The 19,221-nt window shown below is 69.8% G+C and carries 16 protein-coding genes; 4 read left to right on the top strand and 12 right to left on the bottom strand.

Going from position 1 to position 19,221, the window contains the following annotated elements; genetic code table 11:
• The first annotated feature begins 26 nt into the window (after positions 1–26).
• A complete protein-coding gene (locus tag GF068_RS13075) occupies positions 27–3,287 on the top strand; it encodes a protein kinase domain-containing protein (protein ID WP_153819677.1) in 3,261 nt (1,086 codons plus the stop codon).
• 6 nt (positions 3,288–3,293) lie between these two features.
• The gene (locus GF068_RS13080) at positions 3,294–4,280 is read left to right on the top strand and encodes a zinc-dependent alcohol dehydrogenase family protein (protein WP_153819678.1); all 987 of its coding nucleotides are present in this window, start codon (positions 3,294–3,296) and stop codon (positions 4,278–4,280) included.
• Here GF068_RS13080 and GF068_RS13085 read toward each other — a convergent pair whose 3' ends face one another.
• On the bottom strand, positions 4,281–5,069 hold the full coding sequence (locus GF068_RS13085; RefSeq protein ID WP_338046359.1) for a purine nucleoside phosphorylase YfiH/LACC1 family protein: 789 nt from the start codon (positions 5,067–5,069) through the stop codon (positions 4,281–4,283). It lies immediately after the preceding gene.
• A 157-nt stretch (positions 5,070–5,226) separates the two neighbouring features.
• Here GF068_RS13085 and GF068_RS13090 point away from each other — a divergent pair, with 157 nt between their 5' ends.
• Together GF068_RS13090 and GF068_RS13095 are read left to right on the top strand one after the other, a co-directional pair.
• A complete protein-coding gene (locus tag GF068_RS13090; RefSeq protein ID WP_240806843.1) occupies positions 5,227–6,606 on the top strand; it encodes a serine/threonine-protein kinase in 1,380 nt (459 codons plus the stop codon).
• A 43-nt stretch (positions 6,607–6,649) separates the two neighbouring features.
• A complete protein-coding gene (locus GF068_RS13095; RefSeq protein WP_153819679.1) occupies positions 6,650–9,193 on the top strand; it encodes a penicillin-binding protein 1A in 2,544 nt (847 codons plus the stop codon).
• Between the two features lie 21 nt (positions 9,194–9,214).
• Here the strand turns inward: GF068_RS13095 and GF068_RS13100 are convergent, their stop codons facing one another.
• From GF068_RS13100 to GF068_RS13145, 11 genes are all read right to left on the bottom strand, one after another.
• Entirely contained in the window at positions 9,215–9,826 is a 612-nt protein-coding gene (locus tag GF068_RS13100) for an L-threonylcarbamoyladenylate synthase (RefSeq protein ID WP_338046360.1), read from the bottom strand.
• 100 nt (positions 9,827–9,926) lie between these two features.
• The gene (atpG, locus tag GF068_RS13105; RefSeq protein WP_338046361.1) at positions 9,927–10,853 is read right to left on the bottom strand and encodes an ATP synthase F1 subunit gamma; all 927 of its coding nucleotides are present in this window, start codon (positions 10,851–10,853) and stop codon (positions 9,927–9,929) included.
• A 3-nt stretch (positions 10,854–10,856) separates the two neighbouring features.
• Positions 10,857–12,629 carry a F0F1 ATP synthase subunit alpha gene (gene atpA, locus GF068_RS13110; protein ID WP_153819680.1) on the bottom strand — a complete coding sequence of 591 codons (1,773 nt, stop codon included), beginning with the start codon at positions 12,627–12,629 and terminating at the stop codon, positions 10,857–10,859.
• Positions 12,630–12,708: 79 nt separating this feature from the next.
• Positions 12,709–13,251 (bottom strand): ATP synthase F1 subunit delta, encoded by a 543-nt coding sequence (gene atpH, locus GF068_RS13115; RefSeq protein WP_153819681.1) that lies wholly within the window; start codon positions 13,249–13,251, stop codon positions 12,709–12,711.
• Positions 13,248–14,240, bottom strand: coding sequence for a F0F1 ATP synthase subunit B family protein (locus tag GF068_RS13120; RefSeq protein ID WP_153819682.1), 993 nt, complete (start codon positions 14,238–14,240; stop codon positions 13,248–13,250). The genes atpH and GF068_RS13120 overlap by 4 nt, the downstream gene beginning before the upstream one ends.
• A complete protein-coding gene (locus GF068_RS13125) occupies positions 14,237–14,710 on the bottom strand; it encodes an ATP synthase F0 subunit B (protein WP_338046362.1) in 474 nt (157 codons plus the stop codon). The genes GF068_RS13120 and GF068_RS13125 overlap by 4 nt, the downstream gene beginning before the upstream one ends.
• Before the next feature lie 340 nt (positions 14,711–15,050).
• Positions 15,051–15,443 (bottom strand): PIN domain-containing protein, encoded by a 393-nt coding sequence (locus GF068_RS43545; protein ID WP_170319456.1) that lies wholly within the window; start codon positions 15,441–15,443, stop codon positions 15,051–15,053.
• Between the two features lie 5 nt (positions 15,444–15,448).
• Positions 15,449–15,727, bottom strand: coding sequence for a type II toxin-antitoxin system Phd/YefM family antitoxin (locus tag GF068_RS43550; protein WP_170319457.1), 279 nt, complete (start codon positions 15,725–15,727; stop codon positions 15,449–15,451).
• 48 nt (positions 15,728–15,775) lie between these two features.
• Positions 15,776–17,113, bottom strand: a complete 1,338-nt coding sequence (locus tag GF068_RS13135) for a hypothetical protein (RefSeq protein WP_153819684.1) — start codon at positions 17,111–17,113, stop codon at positions 15,776–15,778.
• Positions 17,114–17,117: 4 nt separating this feature from the next.
• The gene (locus tag GF068_RS13140) at positions 17,118–17,720 is read right to left on the bottom strand and encodes a MiaE family protein (protein ID WP_338046363.1); all 603 of its coding nucleotides are present in this window, start codon (positions 17,718–17,720) and stop codon (positions 17,118–17,120) included.
• Between the two features lie 64 nt (positions 17,721–17,784).
• Entirely contained in the window at positions 17,785–18,828 is a 1,044-nt protein-coding gene (locus GF068_RS13145) for a PorV/PorQ family protein (protein WP_240806845.1), read from the bottom strand.
• Positions 18,829–19,221 lie beyond the last annotated feature (393 nt).

Below are 19,221 nucleotides of genomic sequence, written 5' to 3' on the forward strand. Positions count from 1 at the left end.
GCCCGGTGTGGTGGGCGTCGCTGACCATGCTGCCGGAGAAGATCCCCGAGCTCATCGCCTCGCGATATCGCGTCGTTCACCCCATTGGCGAGGGGAACATGGGGACGGTGTACCTCGTCGAGCACGTGTACACCGGCGAAGAGCTGGCGATGAAGGTGCTGCAGGCGCACGTCGGCACCAATGCGAAGCTCGTCAAGCGCTTCAAGCGCGAGGCCTGGCTGCCCGCGCGGATCCGCAGCGATCACGTGGTGCGCGTGATCGACGCCGACGTGGCGCCCGAGCTCGGCAACGCGCCGTTCCTCGTGATGGAGCTGCTCCGCGGCTCGGATCTCGAAGCCTACGTGCAGCGCATGGGCAAGGTGCCCGCCTCCGAGGTGGTCGGGATCTACTGGCAGGTCGCGGACGCGCTCTCCAAGGCGCACGCGCTCGGGATCGTGCACCGCGATCTCAAGCCCGAGAACATCTTCCTGCACGAGCACTACGACGGCCGCGTGATCGTGAAGGTGCTCGATTTCGGCATCTCCAAGATGGCCGGCGACGAGGGCAACATCGAGGAGGCGCGCCTGACCCGCACGGGCGCGGTGCTCGGGACGCCGCTCTACATGCCACCCGAGCAAGCCACGGGCGACACGCCACGCGTCGGGCCACCCGCGGACATGTGGGCGCTCGGGCTCATCGCCTTCCGGCTGCTCACGGGCCTCGTCTACTGGAAGGCCCACACGATGGCCGAGCTGCTCGTCGAGATCTTGACGCGTCCGATGGAGGCGCCGTCGGTCCGCGACGAGAGCCTGCCGAAGGCGTTCGACGCGTGGTTCTTGCGCTCGTGTGATCGGGACCCGAAGAAGCGCTTCGCCACGGTCTGGGATCAGGTCAAGGCATTGGCGGAGTGCCTCGGGATCGGGCCGCCGGAGAGGGCCGCGGACGTGCACCGGACGGTGCTCACGGGCCAGGCGCCGAAGGCCGACGACCCGCGGCGTTTGACCGAACACGCCGAGACGCTCCGTCCGCAGCACCTTCCGTCGACGCCGAGCAACCCGCCGCCGCCGGCGACGATGCCCTCGGGCGCGGTGCCGCGATCGGAGCGAGAGCGCACGCACACGCGCCCCTCGTCGCGGTCGCGGCACCACATGAAGAAGGTCGCCGAGGCCGAGGCCGAGAAGACCAAGGCGAAGGCCGAGGCCGAGGCGAAGGCGCAGCCCGGGGCGGTGACGCCGATCCCGGGGCCGAAGGGCTCGGAGCCGCTGCACGTGGGCATCGGGACCGTGCTCCGGGCCGACAGCGGCACGCTGCTGCCCGAGGGCGAGCGGCGGCAACTGACGATCGTCTCGTACGAGCTCCTGCCCTCGACGGAGAACACGGCGAAGCTCGATCCGCAGAAGCTGCGCGACTCGATCAAGGAGTACGAGGAGGCCTTCGCGCAGGTGATGAAGGCCTATAAAGGCCAGACCGCGCAGCCGCTCGGCGAGGGGCAGATCGCGTACTTCGGTTATCCGATCGCGCGCGAGGACGACGCGCGGCGGGCCGTGAGCGCGGCGCTCGAGGTCGTCGAGACGGCGCAGAAGCTGAACAGCCGCCACGACAAACCCCTGCTCGACGTGCGGGTCGGTGTGCACACGGGCCTCGTGCTGACGTGGGAGATCATGGAGGACCAGGGGCAGAAGCCCGCCGCGATCGCGGGCGCGACGCCGTCGATGGCCTGGCGCCTGGCGAACCTCACGCGGCGCAACACGGTGCTGATCAGCGGCACGACCTACCGGCTCGTGCGCAACTACTACCATTGCACCGGCCTCGGCATCCGCACGCTGAAGGGTTATCCGCAGCCGGTCGAGACGTACCAGGTCAGCGACGAGAGCGGCGCGAAGAGCCGCATCGAAGGCATGACCACGGGCCGGCTCACGCCGATGGTCGGCCGCGATCTGGAGCTCGGGCTGATGCTCGATCGCTGGGCGCGCGTGGAGGAGGGCTCGGGGCAGCTCCTCTTGATCTCGGGCGAGGCGGGCATCGGCAAGTCGCGCCTGACGCGCGTGTTCCGCGACCGACTCGAGGCCTCGCCGCACACCTGGGTCGAGACCCGATGCCTGCAGGACATGCGGGATCGTCAGCTCTTCCCGATCGCGGGCCTCGTGAAGCAGCTCTTCGTGCTGGTCGACCGCGACAGCCCCGAGGACAAGATCAGCAAGCTCGAGCGGGCGCTCACGCACTACGGCTACGCGCTGCCCGAGGTGATGCCGCTCTTCGGCTCGCTGCTCGGTCTGCCGGTCTGGCATCGCTACCCGCCGACGACGATGCCCGCGGACGATCAACGCGCGAAGCTGCAGGAGGTGCTCTTCACCGCGATCGAGACGCTCGCGCGGAAGAGGCCGCTCGTCGTGATGTTCGCGGATCTGCACTGGGCCGATCCCGCGACGCTCGCGATCCTCGGCGACATCGTGCACGACCTGCCGACCGTGAGCGCGATGCTGCTCGGCACGGCGCGGCCCGGGTTCGTCCCGCCGTGGCCCGCGCGCTCGCACGTCAGCACCGTGACGCTGAGCCGCCTCACGCCGAAGCGCGTGAAGATGATGGTCGAGGAGATCACGAAGGGGAAAGAGTTGCCCTCGGAGGTCTTCGATCAGCTCGTCGAGAAGACCGACGGCGTGCCGCTCTTCGTCGAGGAGATGACGAAGATGCTGCTCGAGTCGGGGCTGCTCGAGGAGCGCGGCGGTCGTTACGAGCTCACGGGCCCGCTGCCGGCGTTCGCCATCCCCGCGACCTTGCGCGACTCGCTGATGGCGCGCCTCGATCGGCTCGGCTCGGCCAAACGCGTGGCGCAGCTCGGCGCGATCCTCGGCCGCGAGTTCACCTACGACCTCATCGAGGCCGTCTCGCCGATCGATCCGACGTCGCTGCAGCGCGAGCTCGATCGGCTGGTCGACGCGGACGTGCTCTACCAGCGCGGCCGCATCCCGCGCGCGACGTACACGTTCAAGTACGTGCTCGTGCAGGACACGGCGTACGAGTCGTTGCTCCAGAACACGCGCCAGGCCTACCACCGCAAGATCGCGCAGGTGCTCCTGCAGCGCTCGATGGCCGCGTCGCAGCTCGGCGAGACGAAGGGGCCGCCCGACGCTCGGGCGAGCCGAGCCACGTCCTCGAACACCCCGACCCCCCTCTCCCCCAACCCCCTCTCGGACGAACCACGGCCGCCGCAAAGAGACGTGAAGGAAGTGCTGCGCGGGCTCATGAAGGACCAGCCCGAAGGCGCCACGCCCGTCAACGTCAAGGACCTGAAGAAGCGGCCCTTTTAGCGAGACATGAAGGCGATTCGAGTCGATGCGTTCGGGCCCCCGGCCGAGGTGGTCCGTTACCTCGAGGTGCCCGAGCCGGAGCCGCCGCGCGCGGGTGAGATCACGGTCTCGGTCGAGGCAGCCCCGATCAACCCGTCGGACCTGCTCATCCTGTCCGGCCTCTACGGCGCGCTGCCGCGGCTGCCGACGATCCCCGGCAAGGAGGGCGTGGGCCGCGTGATCGACGTGGGCCCCGGCGCGACCGGCGTCGAGCGAGGCATGCGCGTGCTCTTGCCGATGGGCGCGGGCGCGTGGCGCCAGCGGGTGAAGGTCCTCGCCGAGGACGTGATCCCAGCGCCGGAGGACGTGCCCGCGGAGAAGCTCTCGATGGCGACGTTGAACCCGCTCGCCGCGCACTTCCTGCTGACCGCGCTCGTGACCCTGAACCCGGGCGACTTCCTCGTGCAGAACGCGGCGAACTCCGCGATCGGCCGGTGGATCGTCACGCTCGCGAAGGAGCGCGGGATCAAGACGGTGAACGTGGTGCGGCGCGCGTCGCAGTGCGCGCCGCTGCGAGCGCTCGGCGCGGACGTGGTGCTCGTCGACGGCGCGGAGCTCGGCAAGCGCATCACGGCGGCGACACGCGGCGCGTCGATCCAGCTCGGGCTCGACGCGGTGGCGAGCGGCGCGACGACGCGGATCGCGGGTTGCCTCGGCCGCGGCGGCACCGTCGTGAGTTTCGGCATGCTGAGCGGACAGCCGGGGCACATCGCGACGAACGACCTCGTCTTCCGCGACATCCACCTGCGTGGCTTCTGGCTCTCGTCGCACCTCGCGACGATCGAGAAGGAGGAGCTACGCGTGCTCTGGAGGCGCCTCGCGAGCCTCGTCGCGAGCCGCGCGGTCGACGTGCCGGTCGAGGCGACGTACACGCTCGATCGCATCAAGGACGCCGTGACGCACGCCGAGCGTGAAGGCCGCAGCGGCAAGATCGTCCTCACGCCGAACGGCTGATCAACCCCGCGTGACGATCGCCGAGAGGAGCCTGCCGCTCTTCGCGGCGTCGCGCCGGTAGGAGAACCAGCGCTCGTGATCGCAGACGGTGCAGCCGCGGACGTCGTCGACGAGGGAAGGCTCGACGCCCGCGGCTTCGAGCTGCGCGTGCACGACGCGGCGAAGGTCGACGTGCGCGCGGCCGCGGCTGCGATCGACCACGCTCGCGCCGGCGCTCGAGGCCCCTGCGAGCGAGGCCGCGACGTCGTCGCCGACCTCGAAGCAACACGGCTCGATGTGCGGGCCGATCGCCGCGACGATGCTCGGGGAAGGCGAAAGCTCGCAGAGGACACGCGCGCCTGCGGCCGCCGCGTTCGCCACGGTGCCGCGCCATCCGCTGTGCACGGCGACGACGGCGCCGCTCCTCCGATCGGCGAGGAGGACGGGCACGCAGTCGGCGGAGCGCACGCCACACGCGACGCCGGGGATACGAGAGGCGGTGATGTCGCCGAGGCGTTTGACGACCTCGTCGCGGTCTTCGGTGCCGTCGAGGATGTGGGCGTCGGTGCCGTGGACCTGGCTCAGGATGTAGAGGCGCGGCAGGGGCACACCCAGGGCCTCGGCGCAACGACGAATGTTCTCCTGCACGGAGGAAGCGTCGTCCCCGGTGGCGGCGGCGGCCACGTTGAGGGAGTCGTACGGGGCACGGCTGACCCCACCTTTCCGCGTGAAAAACGCGTGGCGGAAGCCATCGGCGTCGAGAAGCGCTGAAAAAACGGGGCTTGGCGCGGCCTCGTGGGGTGACGTCACGGCACCTTGGGCAGGGGGGCTCGTGGAATCCCCGGTTGGCGTGGGGCGTTGGGACGCCTGCTCTCCATTCAGGCTTTTCACGGATCTTCCTCGCCTGAAGTGAGGCTGTCATGGACGAGCGAGGCCGGCGAGGTGATATTTTCGCGCTGAAGCTCCGATGCGCCCGCAAGACCCGAACATCGGCCGAGACATTCTGGGCGGTCAGTTCCAGATCCTGCAGAAGATCGGCTCGGGCGGGATGGGATCCGTCTACAAGGCCGCGCAACCGGCGATGAACCGGATGGTGGCCGTGAAGATCCTCCATCCGAAGCTCGCGAACCGCAAAGACCTCGTCTCGAGGTTCCGCCGCGAAGCTCGCGCGATGAGCCACCTGACGCACCCGAACACGGTGAAGGTGCTGCTCTACGGCGAGCTCGAGGACGGCTCGCTGTACATCGTGATGGAGTACCTGGAGGGGAAAAACCTCAACCAGATCGTGCGCAAGGAGGGGCCGATGTCCCTCGACCGCGCGATCCCGGTGCTCATCCAGGTCTGCGGCGCGCTGCAAGAGGCGCACTCGCAAGGGATCGTCCACCGCGACCTCAAGCCCGAGAACATCTTCCTGTCCACCAACGGAGGTCTACGCGACTTCCCGAAGGTGCTCGACTTCGGCCTCGCGAAGGTCACCGAGCGCGAGCTGCGTCCGGGCTCGGTGATGCTCACGCAGGAGGGCATGGTGTTCGGGACGCCCGAGTTCATGTCGCCCGAGCAAGCCCAGGGCAAACCGCTCGACGCGCGCAGCGACATCTACTCGCTCGCGGTGATCCTCTACGAGATGCTCACCGGCAAGCTGCCCTTCGACGCGCGCACGCCGATGGAGTTCATCCAGCACCACGTGACGAAGCCGCCGCTCGCGCTCGAGACGCGCGTGGCGGGAAAGACGTTCCCGCCGGGGCTCGGCGCGGTGATCGCGAAGGCGCTCGAGAAGCGGCCCGAGGATCGCTACACGACCGCCGCAGACTTCGCCGACGCGCTGAAGCCGTACGCGCCGGGCGGAGGGAAGGGCTTCTCCGGGCTCTTCCCCGCGAGCAGCCTCGAGGTGCTCGAGAAGGCGTCGCGCTCGCACGCCGAGGTCGCGCACATGCCGGAGCAGAAGCCGGAGTCGCAGCGCTCGCCCGCGGCGCCGCCCGCGTCGTCACGCAGGGGAGGAAGCGCGCCGGTCGCGATGGACGGCGCGCCCTCGAACCGCAAGCCAAACGGCGCGAACCCGATGACGAGCACGGGCAACCGCGCGAACCCGATGACGAGCACGGGCAACCCGGCGTCGTCGCCGCGCCCGATGCCGTCGCCGCACTCGGTCCGCCCGCAGCTCAAGTCGGGGAGCAACGAGGGCCCGTCGTCGCTGCGCATCCAGGCGCCGCCGTCGAGGTCCGCGCCCGCGCCCGCGCCCGTCGCCACGAAGGGCGCGCCGTCGACGCTCATGCTCGTCGGCGTGGCCGTGGGCTTCTTGATCGTCGGCGTCCTGCTCGCCGTCGTCGTCCTCAAGCTGCTCCGGTAGCGGACGATGGCGCGCGCGCTCGGCGTTCTCTAGACCTGAAGCCATGCCGGCCGATCGCCCCTCCGAAGAGCAGAACGGCGAAGGCGCTCGGAAGAGCTCGCCCGCGCCCGCGAACGAAGCGAAGAGCGAGACCCCCGAGGAGCGCGAGAAGCGCCGCGCGGCGCGCAGGCGCAAGCGAGCGATCAAGCGCTGGGCGCGGGGCCTCGGCATCGCGGTCGTCTTGCTCGCGGCGGCGGCGATGCTCGGCGTCGCGCTGACGATCCGGCACTACGAGTCGGACCTGCCGTCGACGGCGGAGCTGAAGAGCTACCGGCCGCCGCAGGTGACGCGGGTGATGGCGAGGGACGGTCAGGTGGTGCTCGGCGAGCTCTTCGTCGAGCGGCGCACGATCGTCGACGTCGAGTCCTTGCCCGCGCACGTGCGTCACGCGGCGCTCGCCGCGGAGGACGCGTCCTTCTACGAGCACCAGGGCCTCGACTATCCGGGCATGCTGCGCGCGCTCTACAAGAACCTGCGCAACGCGAAGGCGAGGCAGGGCGCGAGCACGATCACGCAGCAGGTCGTGAAGAACGTGCTGCTCACCTCGGCGCGCACGTTCGATCGGAAGATGAAGGAGGTCATCCTCGCGCGCCGCATCGAGCAGGAGCTCACGAAGAACGAGATCCTCGGGCTCTACCTGAACCACATCTACTTCGGGCACGGGCGCTACGGGATCGAGGAGGCTTGCCGTTACTACTTCGGCAAGTCGATCCGCGACGCGAGCCTCGCGCAGGCGGCGCTGCTCGCGGGGATCGTGAAGGGGCCGAGCATCTACTCGCCACGCGTGAGCCTCGAGCGCGCGAAGAAGCGGCGCGAGTACGTCCTCGGGCAGATGCTCGCGAAGGGCTTCGCGACGGCCGAAGAGGTGGAGGCCGCGCGGGCCGAGGAGGTGAACCTCGCCCCCGCGCAGGAGGAGATGCGCGAGCTCGCGCCCGAGGTCGTCGAGGAGGCGAAGCGCACGCTGCGCGCGCTCGTCGGGCAAGACGCGGACCGCGGCGGCTACACGATCACGACGACGATCGATCCGACGCTGCAGTCGAAGGCGCGCGGCGCGGTGCGCGCGAGCCTCGACGGGTACTTGAAGCGGCACAAGCTGGTCGCGCCGCTCGCGCCGGGGAAGAAGGAGCCGCCTGCGTTCGAGGGCGCGCCGAAGACGAGCGGGCATCGCGTGTACGCGGGCGTGGTGACGGGGCACGACGACGCGGCGGGCCTGCTCTTCGTGCGGATCGGCTCGCTCGCCGGCGCGGTCGATCTGCGCGGAAAGAGCCGGTACAACCCGAAGGATCTCCGGCCGAGCCAGTTCGCCAAGGTCGGCAAGGTGCTGCGCGTGAGCCTCGTCGATCCGAAGGAGGCCGCCGCGCACGCCGCAGATCCACGCCAGGGACCCGAGACGCACGACGAGCCGGTCCCCGAGCCGACGCCGAAGGAGAAGGCGCAGCCGGCGGGCCTGCGGCTGGAGCTCGGGCCGCAGTCCTCGCTCGTGGCGATCGACGTCGCGACGCGCGAGATCGTGGCGCTCGTCGGCGGCTACGAGGGCGTGCGCGGCGGGCTCGATCGGAGCCTCTCGAGGAGGCAGCCGGGCTCGACGTTCAAGCCGTTCGTCTACGCGTACGGGCTGCACACGCGCAGGCTCACGCCGGCCACGTTGCTCGAGACGAACCCGCTCGCGCTCTCGGGCTACCAGCCGAACAACTACGACGAGAGCGAAGGAAAGAGCCCGGCGCGCCTGCGCGAGGCGCTCGCGCACAGCGTGAACGTGGCCGCGGTGTGGTCGATCAAGGAGCTCGGCCCCGCGAACGTGATGGCCTTCGCGCAGGAGCTCGGGATCACGTCGAAGCTCGGCCCGGATCTGTCGCTCGCGCTCGGCGCCTACGAGGTGACGCCCCGCGAGATGGCCGCGGCGTACGCGACGTTCGCCGCCGGCGGCGAGTACAAAAAGCCGCGGCTGATCATGCGGATCACGGGGCCGAACGGGGTCGACATCCCGCTCGCATCGGAGCCGGATCCGGCGCGCGTGCTCTCCGAGGAGGAGGCGTTCCTGGTGAACAGCTTGCTCCGGACCGTGGTGGAGCGAGGCACGGCCACGCGCGCGAAGGCGATCGATCGGTGGATCGCCGGCAAGACCGGGACGAGCAACGCATCGAAGGACGCGTGGTTCGTCGGCTACTCGATGGACATCGCGTGCGCGGTGTGGACGGGCTTCGACGACGCAGCGCCGCTCGGCGCGGGCGAGACGGGCGCGGTCGCGTCGTTGCCCGCGTTCGTGGAGTTCATGCGCGAGGCGCACGCGGGCAAGCCGAAGCGCGCGCCGACGGAGCCCGCGGGCATCGAGCACAAGCTGATCGATCCGGAGACGGGCCTGCTCGCCTACGAGGGGCAGGAGAGCGCGCTCGACGAGGTCTTCCTGAAGGACACCGCGCCCGACGCGGGCGTCGACGCAGCGCCGGACGGCGAGGCGGACGCAGAGACGGGCGAAGCAGAGGACACGCTGCCCGTCATCCCGGTCCCGATCCCGACGGGCGAGGAGTACCACCCCACCGAGCTCTGAGGTCTCCGCGATCGTTTGAGCTCAAACGAGCTCGTCGACGGGACCAGCGCCCTCGCGGAGGATCTTCACGTCGCCTGCGCTGAGGTCGACGACGGTCGTGGGCAGGCTGCCGCCGCCGCCAGCGTCGAGGATGAGCTCGAGGGCGGGGAAGCGCTCCTTGATCTCCCAGGGATCGACCATCGGGTCCTCGCCGGGAGGCGCGGCGGTCGTGCTGATGATGGGCCGGCCGAGCTCGCGCACGATCGCTTGCGTGACGGGGTGCGAAGGCACGCGGATGCCCACGGTCTTCTTGTTCATCTGCACGATCTTCGGCACCTCGCGCGTCGCCTGGAGCACGAAGCAATACGGGCCGGGCAAGAACCGCTTGAGCACGCGGTAGGCCGCGTTCTCGACGATCGCGTAACGCGAGATGTCCGAGAGATCCGGGCAGATGAAGGCGAGGTTCTTGTCTCGCTGCATCCCCTTGATCTGGTAGAGCGTCTCGATCGCCTGCTTGTTGAAGAGGTCGCAGCCGAGCCCGTAGACGGTGTCCGTCGGGTAGGCGATGACGCCGCCCTTCTCGAGGATCTCGACGGCGCGCCGGATCTTGCGAGGCTCGGGGTGCTCGGGGTTGATGGGGAGGAGGATGCCCACGGCAGAGGCTCGGGAGTTCGGGAGGCGTCGGCGTGGGGCGCGGCTCGGCTCGTCCGAGCAGCGCGCCCTCTCGCTTACGTAATGGCGGACGAGGAAGGACCTAGTCCTTCAGCGCCTCGCTGCCACCGATGATCTCCATGAGCTCCTTGGTGATCGCGGCCTGGCGCGCGCGGTTGTACTGGAGCGTCAGGCGATCGACCATTTCCTTCGCATTTTTCGTGGCCGCGTCCATGGCCGTGAGCTTCGCGCCGAACTCGCTCGCCATGGACTCGTAGAGCGCGCGCAGGAGCGAGATGTCGACGTACATCGGCGAGAGCACGTCGAGCAGCGCCTCGCGGGTCGGCTCGAAGATGAACTCGGTCGCGTTCGAAGCCTCGGCCTGCTCGCTCTCGGAGAGCGGACGAACCGGCAAGAGCCGCTCGACCACGACCTGCTGGCTCACCGCGCTCTTGAACTCGTTGTAGATGACGTAAATGCTGTCGACCTCGCCCTTGAGGAAGGGCGCGAGGATCTCCTTGCCCACGCGCTGCGCCGTCTCGAGGGCGAGCTTCTCCCAGACGCCCGGGAGATAGCCGAGGTTCGGGGCGTTGCGGCGGCTCATGTAGTCCCGGCCTTTGCGGCCGATGACCTTCATGGTCACCTCCTGCCCCTGCTCGACGCGGCTCTTCCACTCGCGCTCGGCGCGCTTGTTGATGTTCGTGTTGAACGCGCCGCAGAGGCCACGATCACTCGTGAGGATCACGAGCATCACGCGGCGCTCGGGGCGCTCGACGAGCAGCGGGTGGAGCGGACGCTCGAGGACGACCTCGGCCTCCTGAGAGGCGCCGTCCTGCGCGCTCTGCGCGCGGGCGGACTGCGTGATCGCCGCGAGCACCTCCTGCGTCTTGATGGCGTAGGGGCGCAGCTCGGTGATGCGCTGCTGGGCGCGGTTGAGCCGCGCGCCGGCGACCATCTTCATCGCGCGCGTGATCTTCTGCGTCGAGCGGACGCTGGTGATGCGCTTGCGGATCGCTTTGAGCGAAGGCACGGCTTACTTCGCTTTCTTCGAGGCCTTCTTCGTGGCCTTCGCCTCGGCCTTCGGGGCCTCGGCGGCCTCCTCCTCCTCGACGGCAGGCTTCGACTTGCCGCCGGGGACGAAGGTCTTCTTGAAGGACTCGATCGCCTTGTTCATTTGCTTCTTGAGCTCGTCGTCGAGCGCCTTCTTCTCGGCGATCGCCGGCAAGAGCCCCGCGTGCTTCGACTCGACGTACTTGTAGAGCTCCTCCTCGAACTGACCGAGGACCTCGACCGGCAGGTCGTCGACGAAGCCGTTGATGCCGGCGTAGATGATGAGCACCTGCTTCTCGACCGAGAGCGGGACGTACTGGCCCTGCTTCAGGATCTCGACCATACGCGCGCCGCGCTCGAGCTGCTTGCGCGTCTTTTCGTCGAGGTCGCCCGCGAACTGCGCGAACGCCGCCATGGCGCGGTACTGCGCGAGGTCGAGGCGCAGCGTGCCCGCGACGCTCCTCATCGCCTTGATCTGCGCGCTGCCGCCGACGCGGCTGACCGAGATGCCGACGTTGATGGCCGGACGAACGCCCGAGTAGAACAGGTCCGCCTCGAGGAAGATCTGCCCGTCCGTGATGCTGATGACGTTCGTCGGGATGTACGCCGAGACGTCGCCCGCCTGGGTCTCGATGATGGGGAGCGCGGTGAGCGAGCCGCCGGACCACTTGTCCTTGATGATCTCGTAGTCGCTGCCCATCTCCTTCAAGCTGTGCTGCGACGACTCCTTGCCCTGCTCGCCGATGTGGATCTTGCCGTCGGCGCCGCGGTAGTCGCGGTCTCCGGGGGGCGGGGCCGGCGTGCCCTTCTTCACGACCCAGACGACGTCCGCCATCTTCGCCGCGCGCTCGAGCAGGCGGGAGTGGAGGTAGAAGACGTCGCCCGGATACGCCTCGCGGCCCGGCGGGCGGCGCAGGAGCAGCGAGAGCTGGCGGTACGCGACGGCCTGCTTCGAGAGGTCATCGTAGATGCAGAGCGCGTGGCGGCCCGTGTCGCGGAAGTACTCGCCCATGGTCACGCCAGTGTACGGCGCGATGTACTGCAGCGGCGCCGTCTCGCTCGCGGTCGCGGCGACGACGGTCGTGTACTCCATGGCGCCGTAGGACTCGAGCCGATCGACGACCTGCCGGACCGTGCTGAGCTTCTGGCCGATCGCGACGTAGATGCAGTGAACGCCCTTGCCCTTCTGGTTGATGATCGCGTCGACCGCGACGGCGGTCTTGCCGACCTGGCGGTCGCCGATGATGAGCTCGCGCTGACCACGGCCGATCGGGATCATCGCGTCGATCGCCTTGATGCCCGTCTGGAGAGGGTCCTTGACCGGCTGGCGCTGGATGATGCCCGGCGCCTTCACCTCGACGCGGCGGCGCTCCTTCGTCTCGATCGGGCCCTTGCCGTCGATCGGCATGCCGAGCGCGTTCACCACGCGGCCGACGACGGCCTCGCCCGCCGGCACGTCGAGGATGCGGCCCGTGCGCTTCACGGAGTCGCCCTCCTTGATGATGCTCGTGTCGCCGAAGATCGCGCAGCCGACGTTGTCAGCCTCGAGGTTCAGCACGAGCCCCGCGAGCGTCTCGCCGCCCGCGCCCACGAACTCGACGAGCTCACCGGCCATCGCGCGGCTGAGCCCGTGCACGCGGGCGATACCGTCGCCGACCGTGAGCACCGTGCCCACCTCGGTGACGAGCGCGGCCTTGTCGATGTTCTGGATCTGCTTCTTGATGATCTGGGAAATCTCTTCGGCTCTGAGCTGCATGGGGGAAGTCCTTGATCCTGGTTCGACCCGGCCCGTGCGAGGGGCGGTGGAAGTTTTGGGGCCTCGGGCGGCCTGCCGACTAGGTGCGGAGCAGCGACTCGCGGAAGCTCTCGAGGCGGGCCTTGACGCTCCCGTCGATCACCCGGTCGCCGATGCGGGTGACGATGCCTGCGATGAGCGAGGGATCCTGCTGGTGCGTGATGACGACCTTTTTCCCGGTCGATTTCTCGAGCTCGCCGCGGAGCTTCGCAAGGTAACTCTCGGTGAGGGGACCCGCGCTCGTGACCGTCGCGCGGAGCGTGCCCGCGTCCTCGTCCACGAGCTTCTCGAGCTGACGGACCATGTCCGGCAGCGCCGAGAGCCGCCTGCGCTTGGCGAGCAGGCGCAAGGTCGAGAGCGCCGTCTCGCAGAGGCTCATGCGCTGGCCGATCTCCTTGAGGAGCGCCTCGCGCTGGTCCTCCGCGATGAGCGGACTCGAAAGGACCATCCGGAGCTCGTCCGACTTCTCGAAGCTCGAAACGAAATCCGCGAGGTCCCGCGCGAGCACCGGCAAGTTCTTCTGCTCCTTGCCGAGCTCGAAGACCGCGCGCGCATACCGCCTGGCGATCGTCTCCTGGCTCATTGAGCACCTCCCGCAGTCCCGCCCGACGCGAGCGCTTCACGCACCGAGCCGAGGTAGTCCTCGCTCATCCGATCGAGATCGGCCTGCGCCGCGCGGCTGCGGATCATCTCCTCGGCCGCCGCCGTCGCGTCCTGCACCGCCTCGCGCATGAGCTCGATGCGCGCCGTGCGGAGCTCCTGCTCGATGCGGAACTCGGCGTCGCGACGCATGCGCGCCCGGCGCTCCTCGGCCTCGGCGATGATGTGCTTCTTCTCGAGCTCGGCCTGGGCCGCGTACTCGGCCTTCACCGTATCGAGCGTCTCGGCCAGCCGCTCGAACTTGTCCTCGTACTCGTCGAGCCGCTTCTGCGCCTCGTTCTTCAGCCGCGCGGCGTTGTCGATCTCCGACATGATCGACTGCTTGCGCTTCACGAGCGCGTCGCCGATCGGCTTCTTGCCGAAGCGGTACAAGATGAACCCGAGCACGCCGAGGTTCAGGATCGACGCCAGGAAGGGCGGCGGCTCGTTCTTCGGATCACAAGGATCCGAGTGGTTCTCGTAGCGCCAGAGGAGCTTGTTGACGAAGCCCGGCTGGATCGCCTTCTCGTTGTTCACGGCGATCATGCCGTGCCACCAGTTGATCTGGTCGAAGTGCGGGGCGTCGTGCGGACCGTGGCCGGGGCAATGCCCGCCGTGCCCGCCGCCGTGCGCGGCCTCCTCGACATGAGCGACGTGCGCCGGCACCGGCGCGCGTTGCGGCTGCCGCTGCATGCCCGGAAAACCGGGGCGGCCCGGCATACCCTGGCCCGGCTGGCCCGCCATCGGACGGCCCATCTGGCCAGGCGCCGGACGCGCCTGCCCCGGCAGCGGACGCGCCTGCCCGGGCGGGACGTCGAGCGGCGGATGCCCCGCCGGCAGTCCCTGGTTGGGGTTCGTCTGGGCGAACGCCGACGCGCCCGCGAGCCCCACCGCGAGCGGGAAGAAGACCTTCGCAAACGTGCGCGACGTCATCGACCGACCTCCCGACCGAGCACCCGGGACGCGATGTCGGCGGCGAGCGCCGGCTGCGCGTCCTTCAGCTCCTTCCTCATCTGCTCGACCTCCGCGGCGATCCGCGTCTTGCCCGTCTCGAGGATACGCGCCGCCTCGTCACGCGCCTCGTTCATGATCTTGGTCTCGAGCTCCTTGGCCTCGCGGCGGAGCTTCTCGCGCTCGAGGCCCGCCTCGCGCCGGATCTTGTCGAGCTCCGCCTCGTACCGCGTGAGCAGCTCGCCGGCCTTCTCGTCCATCGAGCGAGCCTCGTGCTTCGCGCCCTCGGTGCGCTTCTCGCGCTCCTCGAAGACACGGAGCAGCGGATCGAAGAGGAGCGGCCGCAGCACCACGACGAACGCGGTGAAGAGGATGAACTGGGCGATGAACGTCGGGTCGAAATCGACGTTGATCGCCGCTGCGAAGAGCTTGGCTGAGGCGAGGTGGTTCACGGGATCCGGCGGTCTCCGGAGGGCCTCGATGTCTCGATCGGCTCGGGAGGCGGGGAGGCCTGGGGTCAGGACCCTCGGTTGATCCCGAGGAGAGAGCCTCCGAACGTCACGGGCCGCGCGAGAGGCAAAAAGGCACCCTCTCGATGGGCGCGGGGGCAACTAGCACGTGGCGAAGGGAACGGGAAGGGGCCTTTTGCTCGCCGCGGGCACGCCCACAGGCCCGCGGCTCCCGGGCCGTCGTTTCCCGAAAAAAGTGCGTCCCGTCCAGGGTCGGATCCGACGGTTCACCCGACGAACGTAGGGGTCCAGCGGACGAACCCGCCCGGCCGTCGAGGCAAGGTCACAACGTCCAGTCTTCCACGCGCAGGTGCGGGTAGATGCGGAAGGCGTTTGGCCTGCGCGTCACGAGCGTGAAGTCGTGCGTGACGGCGATCGCCGCGATCATCACGTCGTCGGTGTCCGCCTCCGGCGCCACGGTCGTGCGCAGCTTGGCGAAGGACTGCGCCGCGAGCGTGTCGAAGGGCGCGACCTTCACCGCTGCGACGAGCCGGATCACGTCCTGCATGAGCTTCGGGTGCCTCGTGCGGCGCGCGGCGATCAGGATCTGGCTGACCGTGATCGACGTCGTCCAGCGCTCCGACGTCGGCACGCCCGCGAGGCGCTTGACGAGCAGGCGTGAAGGGACAGCGCGCAGAACCTCGGCCAGCGTGGCCGTATCGAACAGGTAACCCACGCGCGTCAGCCCCGATGCCAGAGACCGGTCCGCGAGAGATCGGTGAGCAGCGAGTCGACGAACTCGTCGTGGCGGCACGTGCCACACAAGGCGAGCAGCGGATCGACGCCGTCGGCCGCAGGATCGGGCGGGTCGATCTTGTCGAGGTCGCTCATCGGGACGATGGCCGCGATGGGGTGCCCCTCGCGCGTGACGAGGGTGCGGGCGCGGACGCGTTCGGCCGCATCCACGGCGTCGAGGCAATGACCCGGCAGGTCGACGATCGGGATCCCGTACTTCTGCACCACGGCACGATACCTACCGGATCGAGCGTCCGGAGTCACGAGCGCGCGTCAGCGGAGGAGCTCGGCGAGCGAGCGCGAGAGATCGTGGGCGCCCGCCTCGATCGCAACCTCGGAGCCCTTCGGCTCGCGCGGCAGGGCGGCGTGCTCCTCCCGCAAGGCGAGCGCGGCGCGCGGGTTCTCGAACCAGTCCTCGTCGAAGCGCTCGATGAGGGCGCGTCGATCGGACATCGCGAGGAGCGCGCCCGCGAGGCGGGTCGGATCGCGCGGCTCCGCGGCGGGGACGACGAAGGCGAGCACGCCGGGGATCGAGGCGCCGAGGGCCCGGAACGTGAGCTCCTCGAAGCGCTCGCGCCGCGCGCGATGCGGCAGCGTGACGCTGCCACGAAAGAGGACACGAGCGGCGAGGAGGCGAAGCGAGAGGAGGAGCGCGCGCGCCACCTGCTCGGCTTGCGCGCGTGCACGTGAGCGGCCGAGGCCGAGCGCGCGCACGCCGAACGTCGGGTCGGCGGGCAAGGCGCCGAAGAGCGCGGCCCTGCGCGCGGCGCGGAGATCGAAGGGCGGGCGCGCGAGCACGAAGGGCGCCGCGCGTGGGACGTCGGCCTCGGCGAAGGCCGCGCCGAAGCGAGCGAGCGCGCGCGCGAAGGAGGTCGCGCCGACGAGGCGCGGCAACTCGAACGGCGGGATCGTGAGGCCGTCGAAGAGGCCCGTCTTGCCGAAGAGCTCCTGGAACCAGCGCGGCGAGAGGCGCGCAGGCCAGCCCTCGCCCGCGTCCCGCGCGAGGCTCGCGGCGAGCGCGTCGTTCCAGCGCGAAGTGCGCTTCGGCAGGAGCTCGTCCGTCACGTCGAGCACGCGCTCGGCGATCCGCGCGAGCGAGGTCGCCGGCTGCACGGGGACTTCGAACGCATCGACGTCTTCGATCCCGAGGCGGCGAAACGCCTCGGCGCGGCGCTCCTCGTGGACGAGCGCGGCGTCCGAGAGCTCCGACGCGCCTCGCGTGAGCGCGTCGGCGAGCACGCGCCTCTGCTCGGGTACGGCCTCGTCGAGCAGCCGGGCGAGCGTCATGCGGGGGCTCACGCGCTCGGGCACGGGACCTTCGATCTCGATCGTCTTCGCGCGCCACGCGTCGGCGAGGCGCAAGCGCTCGGGCCACGTGACCCGCGTGATCGTCAACGCCGCGACGTGCGAGCGGGCGGCCGCGAGGATCGGATCCTTCGCACCTCGCTCGCCGAGCTCGATCCACATCGAGCGTGTGCTCACCGCGCGGAAGGCTTCGAGCACGCTACTCCGATCGGCGGGCCCTTCGGCGCGGAGCGCGCGCTCCCGCTTGCGGAGCTCGTCCGTGGCGCGCGCGATCAGACGATCGATCTCGTGCGGAGGCAGATCCATCACATCACCCGTGCACCGTGGGCTCTTTGCCGAGCACCTCGACGAGCCTACCCTCGGCTCGCGCGATCTCCTCGAGGCGCGCGCGCACCGCGTCCGCGTCCGCCTTCACGCTCGTCGCGAGCTCGACGAACGTGCGGTAGTGCCGCGCCTCGCAAGCGAAGAGCTCCTCGTAGAACGCGAGCAGCGAGGGTTCGTCGCCGCGCGCGCGGAGCGCCTCGCAGAGCAGGCGGAACCGCTCGCACGAGCGCGCCTCGATCACCGCGCCGACGAGCAGTCGATCGACCAAGGGATCCTCGGGCGCGCCTCTGCGACCGACGCCGATCGCCTTGCGCAGCTCGTGCGCGTAGACGTCGACCTCGGGCTTGCCGAGCGTCAAGCCGCGCCGGGTGAGCTCGTCGAGCACGCCCCGGAAATGACGTAGCTCCTCTTCGGCGAGCTCCACGAGCGCGCGCGCGACCTCCGTCCGCTCGGGCCAGCGCGCCGCGAGCGACAGAGCGTTCGACGCCGCCTTCATCTCGCAGTGCGCGTGATCCCGCAGCAGGGTGGGCAGGTCGGCGAGGGCGACTTCGGCCCAGGTGGGATCGGTCGGTCGGGTCAGGCAGAGCACGACGCCCGAACTATGGCACGACGTCTCGCGCCGCAAGGCGCGCGGCGCGCGTGGGCGCTTCGGCTCACTTCTCCGCGTCGCCGCCGCTCGACTCCTCGCCGCTCACCCGCGTGCGCGTGAGGCCGCTCGACTCGAGGTGATAGGTGAGGCCGATCGAGATCATGGTGGCGTTGATCGTGGTCGAGAGCGTCCGGCGGATGGAGATCTCGGCGCCGATCTCCTGGCCGATGTAGCCGAAGCCGCCGGAGAGCTGATGGACGTCGGCGCCTTGATCGTAGCGGTAGCCGAGGCGGAGCGGGTAGCGGTCGGCCGCGAGGTACGTGCCGCCCGCCATGAGGCGCGCCGTCACCCGGCTCCACGAGTCGAAGTCGGCGACGCCGTCGACCTCGATCGCGATGTCCTCGGTCCCGTAGCCGAGCGCGGCGCCGACGGTGGTGGGCAGGAGGCCGTGGCCCGGGTGCGTCAGGTTCTGTCCTGCGACGCCGAGGTGAACCTTGTCGGTGATCTTGATGGTGAGGCCTGCGTCGAACGTGAACGTGTCGACGGAGGGCAGGCGCTGGCCGGCGTCGTCGACGAGGCCACCCGACACCGCGCTGTAACGTGCGCCGGCCGCGTCATCGAGCGGGCCGAAGCCGTCCTGGATCAAGCGCAGGTAGCGACCGCCGAGCCCGATGAAGACGCGGTCGCCGAGGGGGTAGGCGGCGGCGGCGCGCGCGTCGATGAAGCCGCGATCGACGCCGTCGGGATCGAGGATGCCGCCCGTGAACGCGAGCCCGCCGGCGACGCGGGTCGATGACGTGATCGAGTCGACGATGGCGCCACCGCCGAGGGCGCGGACGGCCTCGGGCGTGAACTGCCCCATCGCCTCGATGTGATAGAGGCGCGCGAGCGCCATGTTCGCCGGGTTCGAGAAGATCGCGGTCGTGCCGTTGCCGAGGGCGCGCGTCGCGCCGGCCATGCCGAGGCTGCGCGCCGTCTCGTTCTCTCCGTAGGCGTACGCGAGCTGCGGAGCGAGGGCGGATTCCTGCGCGCCTGCACGCGACGCGAACGATGAGGCCACGAACGCGGACAAGAACGCGGCGGCGGCGGCTCTCTTCGGCGAACGCATGGGGGGGCCTTAGCCACATGTCGAGGCGCAGGGCAACTTCTCGGGCCGGCGCTCTCGCGAGGGCCGAACCGGCGGCAACCGCCTCGGGCAAACGTCGGAAATCATGGACAATCTTCCCTCTTGACGGACGGACGCGTCTGCCAATGCCCGAGGCTCTCGGCTGTCCTGACGCCGCGCATCCTCCGGACGCTTTGGTTTCGGCCCTCGCCGCGACGTGACGCCCGCGAGAGCGCGAAGGGCCCTACGCGTCGTTCGGCACAACTCGGAAAAACTGCCGTGAAATCGAGTGGTTGGGGCATTTGTTTTTGTTGGGGATGGACTCCCGCCCATCCCCGGTGCTACCTCCGGTTCGTCTTCGGCGGCGCCTCTGGCGGGGCCCGTCGGGGCTCGGAT

Source organism: Polyangium spumosum, assembly GCF_009649845.1.
GTDB classification, from domain to species: Bacteria; Myxococcota_A; Polyangia; order Polyangiales; family Polyangiaceae; genus Polyangium; species Polyangium spumosum.